Below are 16,929 nucleotides of genomic sequence, written 5' to 3'. Positions count from 1 at the left end.
TCTGGAGCAGATATACTACAGAATTGTTAAAGGTCGCGGATGCTTTGAGGCTGACAAGATAATATTTTTAATCTCTAATTCCATTTGATTTGCGTTCTCTCATATCGCTTTTAGTCTAAACTCCAGGAGACATCGCTTACCTACTCTGATTTCACCAATTCAATTCTCTGACAAAAGCCTCGGTACTTTTTGGGATATGTTTTACTGTTTAATCCGCGATCGCACATTAAGCTACAATCAAAATTACTCATCGATTAATTTCCTGGCACTGCCATGACCATTTCTCTACCACCGAAACTTAATAGCCTTCCAAAAACACTACCCATTGAGGGCGCGGTTCGGATTGATTTAGAGGAAGGTATTCTAGTTTTTCGAGCATCCAGCACTGTTCAAAGTCGCATTGAAGAACTATTGGTGAAACAGCAAAACGCCCCGCTTAGTGCAGAAGAAGAAAAAGAACTTGATTGCTACGAAGAAATTGATGACTACCTAAGCTTTGTAAATCGCACAATTCGTAATGTGTCTCTTGCTCAAACTCAGCAAGCTCTATAAATTGTGTCCTCTCGTAGCAAAATTCCTGAATCTATACAAAAGCAGGTACGTCATAAGTGCCGTAGTTACTAAAATCGTAGAAAAAACTGCGTCGCTAAGGGCAGCTTTGGGATTGCCGTGAATATAACGTAAAGTATTTAACGCTCGCGCTTGTTCGGTGGCTGGAACAAGAGAGCAATAATATCTCGCCTCCCAGCGCCAGTAGCGTGCGTTACGCTCTGCTAACACACCCTACAAGACTACTGAGATTTTTTCATAAATCAAATATGATTTCTGTATCGAGCAGTTAGGGATGGAAAATTGTAATCTCTAAATCCCAAGCTTCAGCCTCTATTTTACAATTTAATAAACTTCATCATGGCTGCCAATATCAATCAATAAAATAACCATTTCTAACAACTTCTCATCCTCAGAGAAATTAAAGATAATTCTACAATCATAAGCAACAGAACAAGACCACAAACCCGCCAAATTTCTTGTTAACTTATGAGACTTCAAAGACGGTGTAAATGGATCATCTGCCAAAAGCCTTAATACCTTAACAATTTGATTCTTTAATTGCGGGTTTTTCTTTGTGATCTTCCTAAAAGACCGCTTAAATCCACTACTCCAGACAACTTCCATCATCATCTCCGAGTAAATCAGCGATCAAATCATCAACGCTTCCCCTATGAGCTGTCCCATCCTTAAAAGCCTGCATCACTTCCTGAGCATTAGCCAAAATTTCAACCCGCCGATTCTCAATTCGTTGCTGGTGAAGAAACTCAAATAAATACTCTTGTTCTTCTGTGGGCAAACTTTCAATAGAATCAATAATTTCTTGTAAAGTCATCATAGAACCTCCTAATCAAGTAAACTCTACCTTTACTAACTCTATTTTAATCTCCAAATCCAAAGCCTCAGCCTCTTACATTTAGCCAATTTATGCAAAAATAGGATGCAATATTGGGCTGACTGGCGGCAAATGTTTCTGGAGGGCAGAAGCAGCGATTAGCGTAGGCGTAGCCCGCCGCAGGCATCGCTAGATGATTTACTGTCACGCTCGGAACCATTAATGGTGATTGTTAGCACGCTCCTAACACAGTTTAGAACTTGGTTATGGGTTAAGTCTGCGATTTTAAAAGTATTGGGCGAATAGAATTCGCTACTACACAAACGAAGTCCACCTCCGTGGACTAATAAAAAATCAAGAGTTTTTAACCCACGGAGGTGGGTTTTGTTTGTGTAGCCGCGACTTCTAGTCGCCCGGTAAGTAATAAATTAGACTTTACAAACATCCTCTTAACCAATTTACGGATTTGCTCTCCTGGCTGTTTTGTTCGTGGTAGCAAGTTACTGTGGTTAATGCTGTTATGTAAACACTGGAACTCTGAAAAAAGAGGATACCATGAGCCGATCGCAATTTGCAGAGATCGCAGCCAGTTCTACATCGCAAATGCGTGTATATTGTGGAAGTATGTGAGAAACTGCCAAAAAGTGTAAAAACCAAATTTACTTACATATACATCAAAACAATTGTTAAAATCCAAATAATTTTAAGTTAATATTCATACCCAACTCCTATGAGAGAAACTGTCCTAGAGGTTCGCAATCTCCAAGTTGAATTTCCCAGTGATGGCAATATCGTCAGAGCTTTGGATGGTATTTCCTTTAGGCTGCATCGAGGTGAAACTCTAGGAATAGTGGGAGAATCGGGGAGTGGTAAATCGGTGACAGCCCTAGCTGTGATGGGTTTGTTGCAAACTCCCGGTATAGTGACTGGCGGTGAAATCTGGTTTCGTCCTCAGGAGAATGCCAACCCTATAGATTTGGTAACATTGCCTCCTGAGCAAATGCAGTTACATCGGGGTGGCGACATCGCCATGATTTTTCAAGAACCAATGAGTTCGCTCAATCCGGTTTATGATATCGGGTTTCAGCTAACAGAAGCGATTATGCGGCATCAAAATGTGTCAGCAGTCCAAGCACGACAAATTGCGATCGCAGGTCTGCAAGAGGTAAAACTTCTACCTAGCGATCAGGAGATACAGCAGCAGTATATCGAAACTTGGCATCAAACCAACAGCAATTCATCGAAACTAGATCCATCAAAGTTGGCACAGTTGGTTAAAGAACACAAAGAAGCCATGCTGGAACGCTACCCTCATCAACTTTCTGGGGGTCAGTTGCAACGGGTGATGATTGCAATGGCAATTTCTTGCAACCCATTAATCTTAATTGCCGATGAACCAACCACAGCCTTGGATGTGACGGTGCAAGCAACAATTTTGGACTTGTTGCGAGAATTGCAGCAAAGCCGTGACATGGCAATGATTTTCATCACCCACGACTTGGGGCTAATTTCGGAAATTGCTGACCAAGTAGCGGTGATGTATAAAGGTAAAGTTGTCGAATCTGGTACTTCTGAGCAAATTTTCAGCAGTCCCCAGCATCCGTATACTAAAGGTTTGATAGCTTGTCGCCCCACACTCAACCGCCGTCCCCAAAAATTACTTACCGTTTCTGATTACATGAGTGCAGAAGAGACAGCAACGGGAAAAGTAGTAATTCAGCCGAAAGAACCCGTACAACCCACAGAAGTCACCACTGAAGAGATTGCTGCAAGATTGGCAAATTTCAATCAAAAGGAACCCCTGTTGCAAATCCGCAATCTGAAAGTTGGTTTTCCAGTGCGCGGGTTGTTTGGTGGTACAAAACGCTACAATATGGCAGTTAATGGCGTTTCTTTTGATGTCAAACCAGGAGAAACACTAGGTTTGGTGGGAGAATCTGGTTGCGGTAAAACCACCCTTGGCAGAACCTTGCTGCGATTAATTGAACCGATGAGTGGTCAGATTATCTTTGAGAAACAAGATATTACTAGCCTCAAAGGAGAACGGTTGCAAAAACTGCGGCGGGAAATGCAAATAGTCTTTCAAAACCCTTTCAGTTCCCTAGATCCACGGATGAGGGTTGGGGACGCGGTGATGGAACCATTGTTAATTCACGCCGTGGGTAAGACTAAGCAGCAACGACGCCAGCGAGTAGCCGAACTCTTAGAACGGGTGGGGTTGAGTGCAGATGCGATTAACCGCTATCCTCATCAGTTTTCTGGCGGTCAACGCCAACGGATTTGTATAGCCCGTTCTTTGGCGTTAAATCCTAAGTTTATCATCTGCGATGAATCAGTTTCAGCACTGGATGTTTCCGTACAGGCGCAGGTATTAAATCTTCTCAAAGAATTACAGTCAGACTTTCAGCTTACCTATATCTTTATTTCTCACGATTTAAGTGTGGTGAAATTTATGAGCGATCGCATTTTAGTCATGAATCGCGGTCAAATTGTTGAAGAAGGCACAGCCGAAAGCATTTACCAAGAACCCAAAGAGGAATATACGCAAAAATTAATTGCTGCGATTCCTACTGGTAGTGCTGAACGTGTGCGAAGTCGTCATCTGAGGGCTTTATAGAAAGGGCCGTTAGAAACCAATACAGTTCAGTTAAGCATTTCTTTTTTCTCTTCCTTCTCTTTCTTTGCGTCCTTCTCTAACGAGACGCTGCGCGATTGCGGTTCGTTAAAAAAATTGACTTTGACAAAGAGTTATATCAGGTTCGCTTGATTGCTTATTAAGGCCGAAGAACCCCACCCCGCCAAAGCTATGCTTTGTCTCCCCTCCCCGCAAGCGAGGAGGGGTTGGGGGTAGGGTTCTTTTATTATGGGTAATTTGGCGGACATGATATTAATTAAGCATTAACTTCCGAGTAAAAAGGCTCAACTTCCGAGTAAAAAGGCTCAACTGCCGAGTAAAAAGGCTCAACTTCCGAGTAAAAAGGCTCAACTGCCGAGTAAAAAGGCTCAACTTCCGAGTAAAAAGGCTCAACTGCCGAGTAAAAAGGCTCAACTTCCGAGTTCAAAGGCTCAACTTCCGAGTAAAAAGGCTCAACTTCCGAGTAAAAAGGCTCAACTGCCGAGTAAAAAGGCTCAACTTTCAAGTAAAAAGGCTCAACTGCCGAGTTAAAAAGCTCATAAACCGCGTCTATACAGGCAAAACCCACCTCCGTGGGTTATAAAACAATACGCTTGGCTTTGTGGAAAATTGTAGGTTGGGTTAAGCAAAGCGCAACCCAACAAAGCCCCGGAAATGTTGGGTTTCGTTCCTCAACCCAACCTACACAATTTAAGGTTTTTGGCGCTAACTGAACTGTATTGGGTTATAAAATTCTTTTTAACAGATATTTGTGCAAACAAAATTAATTACATCTGCAAGTCCAGACTGAGTTTTTAAATTAGTAAAAATAAAAGGTTTATCACCGCGCATTTTTTTTGCATCTCGTTGCATCACACTTAAATCTGCACCAACGTATGGTGCTAAATCAGTTTTATTAATCACCAACAAATCAGATTTAGTAATACCGGGACCACCCTTGCGGGGAATTTTATCACCAGCCGCAACATCGATAACGTAAATTGTTAAATCCACCAATTCTGGACTAAAGGTAGCAGCTAAATTATCACCGCCACTTTCCAAAAATACTAAATCCAAATCGAGAAAACGTTCCTCTAATTGTTCAATTGCCGCCAAATTCATCGAAGCATCTTCGCGGATAGCAGTATGGGGACAACCACCAGTTTCTACACCCAAAATGCGATCACTTGCCAACGCCTGAGAACGCACTAAAAACTGAGCATCCTCCTGAGTATAAATATCATTCGTCACCACCGCAATCTGATACTGCTCACGCAATCCCTTGCACAAAGCATCCACCAAAGCCGTTTTCCCCGAACCCACCGGCCCAGCAACCCCCACTCTAAATGCATTCATTTTCATTTGTCATTTGTCCTTTGTAATAATTACGAATTACGAATTACGAATTACGAATTATTTTGACTAACTCCTAAACAACCTTGTATACTGCGTTTCATGCTGCATACTCGCTAGCGACAAACCCCAACTACAACAGGCGAGTTCATCATCCTCTAACGCGAGAATTTCTAATGCCGCAGCACTGAGTAATGGTTGCAAATCTAGCAATAACTGCTGTCCTGCTGTTTGTCCAAGGGGGATAAGTTTCACGCCCGCAGTAATCAAATTACTTGCCCAACTATGCAGATATGCGAGTAATGCGGCTTGGATACTGATTTGCCAATGGGCAATGGCAATACCAAAAGCGATCGCATAATTGCAAGGATTACCGACAGCATTGGCAATAGGTATAATCTGCGGTTCTAGTTTACCAAGTAATTGGATCAGCGATCGCCCCATCTGCCAACTAGAGGCGCGTAACTCTTCTGTTTCCCTAGCTGCGGATAACCACAGATTCCAACGGCATAGCGACTCAATATCACCTATTTTTGCAGATTGCTGCGATCGTACCATCACCGCCGCCTCTAACCGAATTGCCCCGTAGAGCAACTCTGCTTTTAACCAATCTTTGAGATGTGTGTGGTTAGCGATCGTACCATTTTCTACCAGCATTTCCAAACCTTCAGAATAACTATATGCTCCCACAGGCAAAGCAGGGCTAGCCAGTTGCAAAATACTCAAAAGATGGCTGTCAGTGAGCATGATGGTGTTGTCCATAAGCTCCTAATTCTGGCTGAAACGGTAAAATTTCCTCTTTAACTTCTAACCCCAGTTGTTCCAACATCGTGTGTAAAACAGAATCTGAAGACAAGCGTAAATAAGTCGGAGTAATTTCTACAGGTACATGGCGATTTCCCAGATGGTATGCCGCCCGTAGTAATAAAAGTGGTGTTTGGGCAAAGGCAGTCAGCACTAGTTCTGGTTTGGCTGTAATTCTGATTGAACTACTGTGGGTTTCTTCTTGCAGAATGTCGCCATCGTGTAAGACAGTTCCTCTGGGTAAATGTAAAAACACAACTTTACCATCTTCCGTTTCAAAGCGATGACGACTGCGGGTACGTTCTTCTGCTGTCAGTGCCAGAGTAAAAGTGACTGCGGCATCGCGATTAGGCGGTTTAAGTTGGGTAAATATCAGCATAAGAGTTTCGCCTGAACTTCCGCTTTTCATTAGACATCTCCAGAAATTAATTAAATATGCATTATCCAGAACCTTTGTAGAGACGTAGCACTGCTACGTCTCTACATTCATTTTTGGAGATGTCTATTATGATTCTAGTGTGAACACCAATTAGCACCTTTCCATTCCCTATCACCTGTAACCCTTTGAGTGACGCTCGTACCCCTGCTCTTAACTACCCACAGGAGAAGCAAGTCATTAATCTTCTGGTGTACGGTCTGTGGAATCTGGCATATTCCAAGTTTCGTGCCACAGTTGTTTAATTTTTTGAATGTTCTCTCCTGTTTTTATTGCCTCCCAACCATCTTGAATAGCTTGCTTCTCTCTATCAGTTAACTTCCAGGATAAAGGCGGACGATACCGACCATCTTTATAAAATTCAGATACTGCAAATTCTGGAGGTATTTCAGATTCCGAGGGGAAGAAAATGGGAAAGTATTGGATATCTACCTTGTTCTCCCATTTTTTCGCCAGCAAATCTGCTTCCTTTGCATTTCGAGATGCCAAAATCGGATCGCGTACCTTGAACATTGCCAGTAATGGCCCTATAGTCGCCATAAACCAGCCTCCATTCCCCTGCACGTTTTCCGTTGAAGCAGATTTGGGAAAAGGATTGATTTGCAATATCAGGACTCGTTTTATATTTAAATTATTAAGCTGTTCATCCAGCCATTCGGCTGCCGTTACAAAGCCAGAGTTATCGAAATAGCCCCCATCAGCAACGTGATAATTCTGATTTGGGATGTTTACACTGCTGCGACAGATAGGAGAGACATAGGGAAAAGTTGCTGATAGTCTTGCAGCCGTTACAACATTCATATCATAGGCTTCATAGAGAGTATTAAAGTCTATATACTTTTTCTCAGGAGCCTTGCTAAATGTTACTGGAGTCATCAGAAACCGCCAGCCATTTTCGACTAAAATTGCATTGAATACAGGAATAGGAATTTCGCCATCAAAAATCTGTTTTCGCCAGGTTCCAAAGGTTTTTATCTTTTTCGGTTCCTTCATTTCCCCCTGCCAGTCTGTTTCAACTGCTGTACCACGATCAAACTCTGGACGAACAAGAAATGGAAGTCCTATGAATCGCCATAAGTCCAAATAAACCAGACCCCAACCAACGGCATCTAAACTATCTCTAGTAGCAGCATAAAAACTATCGTTGGTGGTTTTATCAAAAATTTGCTGTTCGCTCTCTTCTAAAAAACCATGTTTATTAAAGCGATCTAGATAGTACATTGTCCCTACTGAACCGCCTGAGACAGCACTAATCAAGCCAATTGCTTTGGTAAATGACTTTCCTAATAATTCCTGGAGACCACTTAACACTTGCACTGTCCATCCTGATGCTTGAATTCCGCCACCACTAGCACAAATAATTACTAAAGTTCGTTCTCCCTCTTGATGTTTGAGACGCTTTTCTAGGATTTTTGGGAAGTTATTTGAATCGCTATCAACTTTTTTCTTGTCTTCACTATCTTGGAAAATATTGATTTGAAAAAAGTGATTTACATCAAATGCAATATAACTAACAACGGAGAAACTAATAAAGATAACTAGTACAGGAATACGGAAGTAATCAAAATAGAATGTTGCACCTCCATAGACAAGTGTCACCATCGATATGATAAATAGCACATATAGGAGTGCAGGTGCTTCAGCTCGATTTGTTTCTGATTTTGGATTAAAACGCAAACCAACCGTAATGTAGATAACTACTCCAATTATCAAATAAGCGATCGCTGTCAGATGCCCCGCACTCAATTCACCTGTTTGAGGGTTAATATAGCCAAATGTATGATGTTTGGTTACGAAAGAAAAGATATCAACAAGTATCTTTTTTAAGAAAGCATTTGAGCTTAACCAGTGTCTGACAAAACTAACAAAAAATAGTAGCCCAATGCCCAATCCTGCACCTACAAATGTTCCCCACTGTCTTTCCTTATTGTTCAGCTTCTCTTGGGATAGGTCAATTGCAATAATGCAAATGTATAAACTTAAGGCAATAGCTATTCCATATTGCCAAAATTCAGAAATTTCTATTGTTGGTGGTACAGCAAAGCGAGCTGGTGCGTTATCCAGAATGATAGCTGCAACTGAAATTACTGACGTTCCTGCTCCAATCGCGCTCATAATTATGACTGCTAGTTGCCACTTGTTGCGAAGTACAAATAGATTCTTCAACATGGCTGGCAGCCAATCCTTAGCAAGTTTAGGAAGAAGCAGAAGGAATAAACCCATCAAAATAGGCAGGCGCAGGAAGAAAAGATATTTCCAGACAGCATCGGAAGTTAGTGACCATGTTGCTAGAACTGCCAGCACTGGCAAAAACCAGATAATTTTTTTCATATTTAAACCTTAAATTCTTGTTGTCTTGTAACTAGATTCTAAACTTTGTGATTGCTTTTTGGGTGAGAAAATATAAGTTACTTTTTTTAATATTTACAGGTAAAGAATTAAGCCTGTTGTTTAACTATATTAATAACCTACTCCCGATTGCCCTGTCGGTGAGAAAAAGTGAGTATTTTCTGAAAATAATTGTAAATTTTGCGTAATGTTCTCATGAAAACTTAAAACTAATTGATACACTTTTATGCTCTACGCAATATGGGCAAAATCTCAATGATGTGCAATCTGTAGTCTTTTGGGAAAGTTGGTTAGGACACACCTACGCAGTAATTGCGGATAAGTTAAGTTCTGAACACGACTACATAAAACAAATTGGTTCCCAGTTGTAAGCCATCGACATAAACACCTTTCAATTAGATAAAATCAAACAAACAAAGGCAACGAGCCAAAAGGGAACAATCATGAACCAAGCCATTGAGGGAGTACGCTGGACAATTCACGATTTAGAGGTTCTACCCGAAAATGAGTGGACGCGCTATGAAATTATTAATGGAGAACTCTTTGTGACTCGCACTCCTCACCGTCGTCATCAACAAGTTTGTGGCAAAATATTCCGACAACTCGATGTTTGGTCAGATTCGAGTGGTTTAGGGGAAGCAATTGTGGCTCCAGGAGTGATTTTTTCGCAAGCAGATAGCGTCATACCGGATGTAGTTTGGGTAAGTCGAGAACGACTGGCGCAAATTGAAGATGATGCGGGACATTTGACAGGCGCACCAGAGTTGGTAGTAGAGGTTTTATCCCCTGGTAAACAAAACGAATTTCGAGATAAAGAAGCAAAACTGAAACTTTATTCAGTTCAAGGCGTGCGTGAGTATTGGATTGTTGATCGCTTTACTAAACAAGTTGAAGTTTATCGGCGAGAAAAAGCACAGTTGGTTTTAGTTGCTACTTTGCTAGGTGATGATGAAATAACATCGCCAGTTTTACCCGGATTTTGTTGTTTTATTGGTTTATTTTTCCCTGAATAATAGCAAATTTGAGTTCATTTTTAACTCACTATACTAGTAAATATGACCGAGTTAGCTTGAAGATATAATTATGTTAACAGAAGCTCAATTGGCAACTTTGCAGGCTTTATATCATGTCCGCTTGATTACTTATTAAACCCGAAGAACCCCAAAGAGCCAAAGCTGTGCTTTGTCTCCCTGCCCCTAATCCCCAGAGGGGGCCCCGAGTTCCCCGCAGGCTCTTAGGGGTTGGGGGTGGGGTTCTTTTATTATGGGTAATTATCCGAACTTGATATTAGGTACTAGTACAGGTCGGCGGAAATAAACCTACCATTTGATTACAGCCAGAAAGTCCAAAATTAAAGCATGTGTGACTTTTAACTTTTGACTTCCGCCTTGCGGTACTAGCTAATAGGTAATGTAAACCAAAATGTTGCCCCTGCATCCAATGCACTATCCACACCAATTTCGCCGCCGTGAGCATTGATGATTTGCTTAGATAAATACAAGCCCAATCCCAAACTTACAGAATTGCGGATACTTGCACCCCGAAAGTAAAGGTCAAAAAGCCGATCGCTTTGTTGTTGACTAATTCCCACACCATTATCACTAACAGTACAATAAATTATCTCACCCTCATGGGTAGCGTTAATTGTCAGCAGCAAACCAGGGGCATTATGTTTAAGCGCATTGACAATTAGGTTAGAAAAAACTCGCCATAGTTGCGTGGGATCTGCATTCACTAATGGCAAATCTGCGGATACTAGATTTGTGAGCTTGGCTTGATTTTGCTCTAACAATGGTTCTAAATCTGCGATCGCAGCTTCGACAACTGTCAGTAATTGTACGGTTTTACGCTGTAAAACAACACCTTGCACCTCGCCGACATGAGCTTCCATCAACGAATTAATTAAATTAAGTTGGCGATCGCTACTTTGAATCATCCGCTCTAAAATTGAGCGTGAAATCGAAATATTCTCTTCTGGACGTGCAAGCAAATTTTTCAGCACCATTAAAGTACCCAGCACTGGGTTACGTAAGTCGTGGGAAACTGCATGGAAAAATACTCGTAGTTCTTCTTCAGTTTGTTTGCGTTGGGTAATATCTTCAATCAAACCTTCGTAGTAAAGCAATTTAAGATGTTCGTCACGCACTGCGTAGGCTTTTTCCGAAATCCAGACAATACTTCCGTCTCGGCGATAAATTTGGGACTCAAACTCGGAAACGCTGCCATACTTTTCCATCAGGCGGACAAATTCTGCGCGGCGGTTCGGATCAACGTACAATTGTTCAATAACAGTAGAATTTGCTGTCACTTCCTCCGCTAAAGAGTAGCCATAGATGCGTGCTAAAGCCGGATTTGCTGTAATGTAACGTCCATCGGGACTGCTTTGAAAAATCCCTTCAACGGCGTTTTCAAAAATGCTGCGATATTTAGCTTCTGCAACCTTGAGTTTTTGGTAGGCAGATTCCAGTTCTTGACGGGCGTAAAATTCAGAACGTTGCAGGCGATCGTACAGATAAACACCGATATCACATATAGCACAAAACCAAAAAATGTATAAAATGAACGTTATATTATATATTTCTGGATGGTCGGGGATTGGTGTTTTTAGCCCAAGTGCAGTATTCACACCAAAATAGTAAGTTAGCACAATCACTTGAGTCAGCAAGTGAAGAATCCAGCAGACAGGCATCAACACAGCTTGGCTCAAGAATAGCAGCGACCAACCGATGGTATCAGGTAGCGCGAAACCTCTGATCGTTGCAAATAGCTGCGATGCCAGACTAATTGACCAAGAAGACCCCAAAAATAATAAATCTGGACGATGACGACCTAACTTAGTTTTATGTAAAGCAAGGCAGATTAGTGTATTCAGCAACATTGCAATATTAATTACAAGGCGCTGAGTTCTAAGCACTTCTGGCAGCTGCTGCAACTCTGCAAAAGGAAAAAACAAGCCGTAAATGTCTCGCAAAGTAAAAGACAACAGACACATCAGCGCCAGCCATAACCATAAACCCAATCTCTGCCACAAAAAACGGTTACGCCAATCTCTGTAAAGAGTAGTGGTTTCATCTCTTGTTGGTGCAGAAAAGGTTTGTCTGCACCACCTTTGCACTGTTGTAAACGGAGTAGCCATTAGCATCCGAGCAACTTTGCCCATACCTTGAGGGTGTTTCCCTAACTCAACATTGCCATAAATAACACCCTCTCATTTTTTGGTGATTTATGGGCGATTTGTTGCAGATGTTGCTAAAGGTAGTGTAAACCAGAAAGTTAACCCACGCTTGCGGTTACTAGTAACACCGATTTCACCGCCATGTGCTTTAATAACTTTCCGACAAAGATACGTTTTTAAGCCAATGCTTGTGGAACAACAATCTTGGGGATCGCGGACATGCAGATCGAAAAGGCGATCGCACTCTAGTTTACTCATTACCACACCGTCATCTTGAATCTGAGTGCGAATCATTCCGCCTTCAACGCTGGCACTTAGAATAAAATTTAATCCTGGTGGATTATTTTGCAAGCTATGTGTTATCAAATGTACTAAAACTTTCTCCAACCGAGTTGCATCTGCCATTACTAACGGTAAATCGGCGGGAACCAAGTTCTTCAGAGTTGCTTGATTTTGTGCCAGTGTGGGTTCCAACTGGGTGAAAATTGCTCCCAGTAGGGTGTTAAAATCCACAGGTTCGGGTTTGATGTCAATACCTTGTTTTTCACAAGAATTAATTTCTAGCAATGAGTTAATCATCGTCAGTTGGCGATCGTTGCCTTGAATCATCCGCTCAATTATCGAGCGAGATACTGGAATTTGGGATTGGGAAGGGGCAGAGGAGCACTTAGCAGGAAGCAGAGGGGAAAGAGGTAATTTTTTATTCTCCCCCTTGCCCCCAGCTAAGTGCTCCCCTGCTTCTTCCCCAGTACAGACGCGATTAATCGCGTCTGTACCCACTCCCTGATTTAACAAATTCTTTAACACCATCAAGTTACCCATCACCGAAGTTCGTAAATCGTGAGCAACTGTGTGCAAAACAACATCTTTTACCCGATGCAATTCTTCAACTTCTTGCATTTTTTGCTGCAATTGTGCTGTTCGTTCTTGTACCTGGTGTTCTAAATTAGTGTTAAGTTCTGCGAGTTTTTGGTATATCTGGCTTTGCTGAATGGCGATCGCTACCTGTTCTGACATCTGCTGTAACAAATCAATTTCTATTGGTTGCCAATGACGCGGCCCTGAACATTGATTGGCAATTAACGCCCCAAATAATTCATTACCTAGCATAATTGGTACAGTTAAAGTCGCCTTCGTTTGGAATTTTTGAAAGTGCGCTTTGACTTTGGGAGATAATATTACTTGCCTTATATCTTCAATGACACCCACAACATTATCTTTGAGTAAGTTTCTCAATTCTTGTAGATAAGCTTCATCATTAGTAGACCATCCTGTGACTGATGGATACTTGGGAGCTACTGATTCTGCAAGAGTTTTGACTCCTAATTTGGTATTATTTAAACCAATAAAAACCCGATCTGCTTGCAGAAATTGCCTGACTTCCGTCACGGTGGTTTGAAGAACTTCCTCTAACTTAAGCGAAGACCGAATTCGGACTAAGGTTTCTGCCAACAAGCGATCGCGTTCTGCTGATAGACGTAATTGCGCTTCTACCTGCTTGCGTTCTGTAATGTCGTGATGGACTGCTAAAATCGAAGGCAGACCATCTAAATCAATGATTTCGGCTGAAAGCAGCGTTGTAATTATCTTGCCAGACTTTTGCCGAAATTCAAATTCTAAGTTGCGAACAACTCCTGTGGCTTGCAACTCCTGTAACAAATTCAGGCGATCGCGATCATGTACCCAAAGATTTAACTCAAAAGAAGTTTTACCAATCGCCTCATCTCGCTCATAACCTGAAAGTTTCACAAAACTGTCGTTAACTTCGATGAAGCGACCTTCTTGGAGTGTACTGATAGTTATTGAATCGGGGCTGCAACTAAAAGCTTTAGCAAATTTTTGGGCAAGATTTTGTAAGGCGACTTCTGCCTGTTTGCGTTCTGTGATGTCTCGGACAATTGCTACTACCTCATCTTGACCACTCACTACCAACCGCGCCTCATAATCTTTGACTCCCAAAGGCGTTGGTAGTTGATATTCGCAAGTTTGCAAAGTTCCAGAATCTAAAGTTTTAGCGATCGCTTCCAGGCTAATTGTGGCAACATCACTAGGCAATAACTCCTGCACATGTTTTCCAACTATTTCTTCTCTCGAAAGAATGACATTTGCTCCCTCACTTTTCAAATCTAGATACTCGCTATCACGGCTAATGCGAAACATTAAATCGGGGATAGCATCCAAAACTGCTTTATAGCGCGCCTCACTCTCAAGCAATTTTTCTTGGGCTTGTTTTCGGTCTGTAATATCCATGACCAAGCCATTCCAAAGCAAATCGCCTGATTCTTGTCGTTCCGGTTGCGAAGTAGCTTGAATCCATTTAAGTTTCCCACTAGGCGTAATGATGCGACCTTCCCAATGCCAAGGTGTAATATTTGTAGTACAAAAAGCTATAGATTCTGCAAAAGCTTTTATATCCTGTGGATGAATCAGTTTGTATATCACCCGAAAGTCTTTCTGTATAGCTTCTGGTTCTAATTCATACAAATATTCACAACCAGAACTAACATAAAGGACTAACACAGAACCATCCTGCTGTTGCAGAACTTGGAAAATCATTCCTGGTAAATTGACAGCAAATTTTGAGAGCAAGTTAATAGCGTCTTGCTGGCAATTTGGTGTATACAGCGATTTGACAACGGTTTCATCCACTCTTTGACCCTTTGATACACAAGCTATTGATGTACAATTAAAAGCCAGAATAACTAATTTAACAGTTTTGATTCTGTAGGCATAATCGCTAACAGAATCAAAACTGCACCTTCTTTCAGAGTAGTTCCTGGTGAGGCGATCGCATTCCCCCAATCGGGTGAACGATTTGCCAGGGGGAGAATCATTTCAGGAGTGCTGAGTTAGGGACTTCCAAATAAAAAAATACTCAAAAAACTGGCGAAAAAACTCTCTCCTCCTTATTCCTCTGTGTTCTCTGTGCCTCTGTGGTTCGTTTATTTGGATAATTTATTTCTTGGAAGTCCCTTATATCATGTTCGGGTAATTTAGTTATGATTCCATAGTCATTACACCCCACACGCCAGATGCTCCACTTGGCGTCTCCCCTTTTCCCAAAGGGAGAAGTTCCAGCCCAAGCCTTTGAGAATTGCAACCCGCAGATCCCCGACAACTTTTACGAAGTCGGGGATCTTGTTTCTGCGCGTTTGATTCAGGATTGCTATATTAGTCCATCAAGCTAACGAAAGCTTGGTACTTAGTAAGCACGCTTTGTGTTTAATATAAGGACTAAAGTCCTTACTACAAACTTATTTACCTAGCATCGTTGAATTGACAGACTACTAGAATAGAGATATTGCTTCCACCCAAACTGATAACATGAATAATACCACCGTCAGTTTACCTCCTACCCTCAAATTAAATATCGACTTGACTGACGAGCAATTTTTTCAGCTTTGCCAAAATAATCGAGACTTAAAGTTTGAGCGGACAGCTTCAGGGGAATTAATTATTATGCCACCTACGGGGAGTAGTACTAGTGACCGTAATGCCGATTTAACTTATCAATTAAGAGCTTGGAGTCGTCAAAATAAGCTAGGGAAATCCTTTGACTCTTCTGGTGGTTTCAAACTTCCCAACGGTGCAGAGCGTTCTCCAGATGCTTCCTGGGTGAAAATGGAACGGTGGAATGCTTTAAGCGAAGCAGAAAAAGAAAGATTTGCTCCTTTGTGTCCCGATTTTGTAGTTGAGTTAATGTCTCCAAGTGATTCCTTAGAAAAAACACGAGCCAAAATGAGGGAATATATGGAGAATGGCGCCAGATTAGGCTGGTTAATTAATAGAGGACAGCAACAGGTAGAAATTTATCGTCCCAATCGAAAAGTTGAGATTTTACAAAGTCCTAAAACTCTATGGGGAGAAGATGTTTTGCCAGGATTTATTTTAGATTTGGCGGAAATTTGGTGAGTAATTTCCTACCCTGAATCATTCATAATAAACCATAACCCCGACAACTTTTATGAAGTCGGGGATCTGCGCTCACGAGTTTGTACATTAAAAAACTGAGATAATCAACTTTGATCGCAACAATCAGATAGAAAGTAGTTTCTCGATACAGCTAATCTATTCTCACTTAGAACATGAATAGATTTACTAACATGGAGAAATTAATAATAGGTTTTTGGGAGTGGATAGTTTCTGTATTATGGCGATGCTCGGTCTTTTTTATCAAGAAAGGCAGGAGGACGTTCGGCGAAGGCTCAGTAGAGCCGCAGAGGTTAGGAGGAAAACCTACCATTTGCCTCACTAGCCAGTCTTTCATATTCAGGTCGTAAAACTGACATAATAATCAGGGAATCATAACCATTTTCTGATTTTAGACATTCGCGTAGCTTTCCTTCGACAACAAAACCAGCACCTTTGTAGACAGCCTGAGCACGATGATTTTGCTCTTTAACATCTAGCCATAACCGATGTGCTTTGTATGTCTCAAACACCAATTTCTTAATCATTTCAACAGTGTCTTTGCCATAACCTTGCCCCTTCTGTGTGATGACAATGCGACGAAACTCAATACTCTGATTTAAATTAAGCAGTCCAGCCAAAATAACGTAGCCAATTTTTGTTTCTGTTTGCACAATCAGATGAGCAATATCAGAATCAGCGATCGCTTGAAGATGCTGTTGATATGACCAAGGAGTGATGTACTGTCGATTATCGTCATCATACTCGGCTTGTAGAACATAATCGAGATCAGCTTCTTGTGTTTTGCGTAGACTTAAACTGTGCATGATCTCACTCAACGACGTATTATCATCACTTTATTCGTTATTGTGAACGGTTACGTTTATCTTCGGTGAACATTTACC

15 protein-coding genes and 1 pseudogene are annotated in these 16,929 nt (G+C 41.4%); 5 read left to right on the top strand and 11 right to left on the bottom strand.

Translation table 11 applies throughout. The features are described 5' to 3' along the window. Positions 1-273 precede the first annotated feature (273 nt). Entirely contained in the window at positions 274-552 is a 279-nt protein-coding gene (locus tag LC653_RS22150; protein WP_229496926.1) for a hypothetical protein, read from the top strand. A gap of 342 nt (positions 553-894) precedes the next feature. On the opposite strand, the gene LC653_RS22145 is transcribed toward LC653_RS22150, so the two are convergent. Both LC653_RS22145 and LC653_RS22140 read right to left on the bottom strand, forming a co-directional pair. Beyond that, positions 895-1,176 (bottom strand): type II toxin-antitoxin system RelE/ParE family toxin, encoded by a 282-nt coding sequence (locus tag LC653_RS22145; protein WP_229496925.1) that lies wholly within the window; start codon positions 1,174-1,176, stop codon positions 895-897. After that, entirely contained in the window at positions 1,157-1,387 is a 231-nt protein-coding gene (locus tag LC653_RS22140) for a hypothetical protein (protein ID WP_229496924.1), read from the bottom strand. Before LC653_RS22140 ends, LC653_RS22145 begins: the two co-directional genes overlap by 20 nt. A 727-nt stretch (positions 1,388-2,114) precedes the next feature. Here LC653_RS22140 and LC653_RS22135 point away from each other — a divergent pair. Beyond that, positions 2,115-4,001, top strand: coding sequence for an ABC transporter ATP-binding protein (locus LC653_RS22135; RefSeq protein WP_229496923.1), 1,887 nt, complete (start codon positions 2,115-2,117; stop codon positions 3,999-4,001). A 274-nt stretch (positions 4,002-4,275) separates the two neighbouring features. Here LC653_RS22135 and LC653_RS22130 read toward each other — a convergent pair whose 3' ends face one another. The 5 genes from LC653_RS22130 to LC653_RS22110 all read right to left on the bottom strand — a co-directional run bounded on the left by LC653_RS22130 (position 4,276) and on the right by LC653_RS22110 (position 8,922). Then, a complete protein-coding gene (locus tag LC653_RS22130; protein WP_229496922.1) occupies positions 4,276-4,587 on the bottom strand; it encodes a hypothetical protein in 312 nt (103 codons plus the stop codon). A 170-nt stretch (positions 4,588-4,757) separates the two neighbouring features. After that, positions 4,758-5,354: an urease accessory protein UreG gene (gene ureG, locus LC653_RS22125; RefSeq protein WP_229496921.1), complete on the bottom strand. Its 597-nt coding sequence runs from the start codon at positions 5,352-5,354 to the stop codon at positions 4,758-4,760. Positions 5,355-5,420: 66 nt separating this feature from the next. Further along, complete coding sequence (locus LC653_RS22120; protein ID WP_229496920.1) at positions 5,421-6,113, bottom strand: urease accessory protein UreF; 693 nt, start codon at positions 6,111-6,113, stop codon at positions 5,421-5,423. Beyond that, positions 6,088-6,534, bottom strand: coding sequence for an urease accessory protein UreE (gene ureE / locus LC653_RS22115; protein WP_229496928.1), 447 nt, complete (start codon positions 6,532-6,534; stop codon positions 6,088-6,090). Before ureE ends, LC653_RS22120 begins: the two co-directional genes overlap by 26 nt. 237 nt (positions 6,535-6,771) lie before the next feature. Continuing rightward, positions 6,772-8,922, bottom strand: coding sequence for a hypothetical protein (locus LC653_RS22110; protein WP_229496919.1), 2,151 nt, complete (start codon positions 8,920-8,922; stop codon positions 6,772-6,774). Between the two features lie 224 nt (positions 8,923-9,146). Between LC653_RS22110 and LC653_RS48300 the strand changes: the two are divergent. Both LC653_RS48300 and LC653_RS22105 read left to right on the top strand, forming a co-directional pair. Beyond that, positions 9,147-9,311: pseudogene (locus LC653_RS48300) on the top strand (helix-turn-helix domain-containing protein); the annotation flags it as partial. Between the two features lie 72 nt (positions 9,312-9,383). Continuing rightward, a complete protein-coding gene (locus LC653_RS22105) occupies positions 9,384-9,953 on the top strand; it encodes a Uma2 family endonuclease (protein WP_229496918.1) in 570 nt (189 codons plus the stop codon). A 383-nt stretch (positions 9,954-10,336) separates the two neighbouring features. On the opposite strand, the gene LC653_RS22100 is transcribed toward LC653_RS22105, so the two are convergent. The 3 genes from LC653_RS22100 to LC653_RS46305 form a co-directional block, all read right to left on the bottom strand. Then, the gene (locus tag LC653_RS22100) at positions 10,337-12,100 is read right to left on the bottom strand and encodes a PAS domain-containing sensor histidine kinase (RefSeq protein ID WP_229496917.1); all 1,764 of its coding nucleotides are present in this window, start codon (positions 12,098-12,100) and stop codon (positions 10,337-10,339) included. Positions 12,101-12,163: 63 nt separating this feature from the next. After that, a complete protein-coding gene (locus LC653_RS22095; protein WP_229496916.1) occupies positions 12,164-14,764 on the bottom strand; it encodes a PAS domain S-box protein in 2,601 nt (866 codons plus the stop codon). A 53-nt stretch (positions 14,765-14,817) separates the two neighbouring features. Continuing rightward, positions 14,818-14,949 carry a hypothetical protein gene (locus LC653_RS46305; protein WP_267923148.1) on the bottom strand — a complete coding sequence of 44 codons (132 nt, stop codon included), beginning with the start codon at positions 14,947-14,949 and terminating at the stop codon, positions 14,818-14,820. A gap of 490 nt (positions 14,950-15,439) precedes the next feature. Between LC653_RS46305 and LC653_RS22090 the strand changes: the two genes are divergently transcribed. Next, positions 15,440-16,027 carry a Uma2 family endonuclease gene (locus tag LC653_RS22090; protein WP_229496915.1) on the top strand — a complete coding sequence of 196 codons (588 nt, stop codon included), beginning with the start codon at positions 15,440-15,442 and terminating at the stop codon, positions 16,025-16,027. Between the two features lie 311 nt (positions 16,028-16,338). Here LC653_RS22090 and LC653_RS22085 read toward each other — a convergent pair whose 3' ends face one another. Continuing rightward, positions 16,339-16,851: a GNAT family N-acetyltransferase gene (locus LC653_RS22085; RefSeq protein WP_229496914.1), complete on the bottom strand. Its 513-nt coding sequence runs from the start codon at positions 16,849-16,851 to the stop codon at positions 16,339-16,341. Between the last annotated feature and the right edge of the window lie 78 nt (positions 16,852-16,929).

Source organism: Nostoc mirabile CHAB5784, from assembly GCF_020829645.1.
GTDB lineage: Bacteria > Cyanobacteriota > Cyanobacteriia > Cyanobacteriales > Nostocaceae > Nostoc > Nostoc mirabile.
Note: the sequence above shows the minus strand (reverse complement) of the source record. Positions and strands in the feature narration are given on the sequence as shown.

Coding starts and splice junctions, on each gene's coding strand:
- LC653_RS22085 (WP_229496914.1), bottom strand. CDS start 16,851: ATGCACAGTTTAAGTCTACGCAAAACACAAGAAGCTGATCTCGATTAT.
- ureG (WP_229496921.1), bottom strand. CDS start 5,354: ATGAATGCATTTAGAGTGGGGGTTGCTGGGCCGGTGGGTTCGGGGAAA.
- LC653_RS22110 (WP_229496919.1), bottom strand. CDS start 8,922: ATGAAAAAAATTATCTGGTTTTTGCCAGTGCTGGCAGTTCTAGCAACA.
- LC653_RS22120 (WP_229496920.1), bottom strand. CDS start 6,113: ATGGACAACACCATCATGCTCACTGACAGCCATCTTTTGAGTATTTTG.
- LC653_RS22140 (WP_229496924.1), bottom strand. CDS start 1,387: ATGATGACTTTACAAGAAATTATTGATTCTATTGAAAGTTTGCCCACA.
- LC653_RS22090 (WP_229496915.1), top strand. CDS start 15,440: ATGAATAATACCACCGTCAGTTTACCTCCTACCCTCAAATTAAATATC.
- LC653_RS22145 (WP_229496925.1), bottom strand. CDS start 1,176: ATGGAAGTTGTCTGGAGTAGTGGATTTAAGCGGTCTTTTAGGAAGATC.
- LC653_RS22135 (WP_229496923.1), top strand. CDS start 2,115: ATGAGAGAAACTGTCCTAGAGGTTCGCAATCTCCAAGTTGAATTTCCC.
- LC653_RS22105 (WP_229496918.1), top strand. CDS start 9,384: ATGAACCAAGCCATTGAGGGAGTACGCTGGACAATTCACGATTTAGAG.
- ureE (WP_229496928.1), bottom strand. CDS start 6,534: ATGCTGATATTTACCCAACTTAAACCGCCTAATCGCGATGCCGCAGTC.
- LC653_RS22150 (WP_229496926.1), top strand. CDS start 274: ATGACCATTTCTCTACCACCGAAACTTAATAGCCTTCCAAAAACACTA.
- LC653_RS22100 (WP_229496917.1), bottom strand. CDS start 12,100: ATGGGCAAAGTTGCTCGGATGCTAATGGCTACTCCGTTTACAACAGTG.
- LC653_RS46305 (WP_267923148.1), bottom strand. CDS start 14,949: ATGATTCTCCCCCTGGCAAATCGTTCACCCGATTGGGGGAATGCGATC.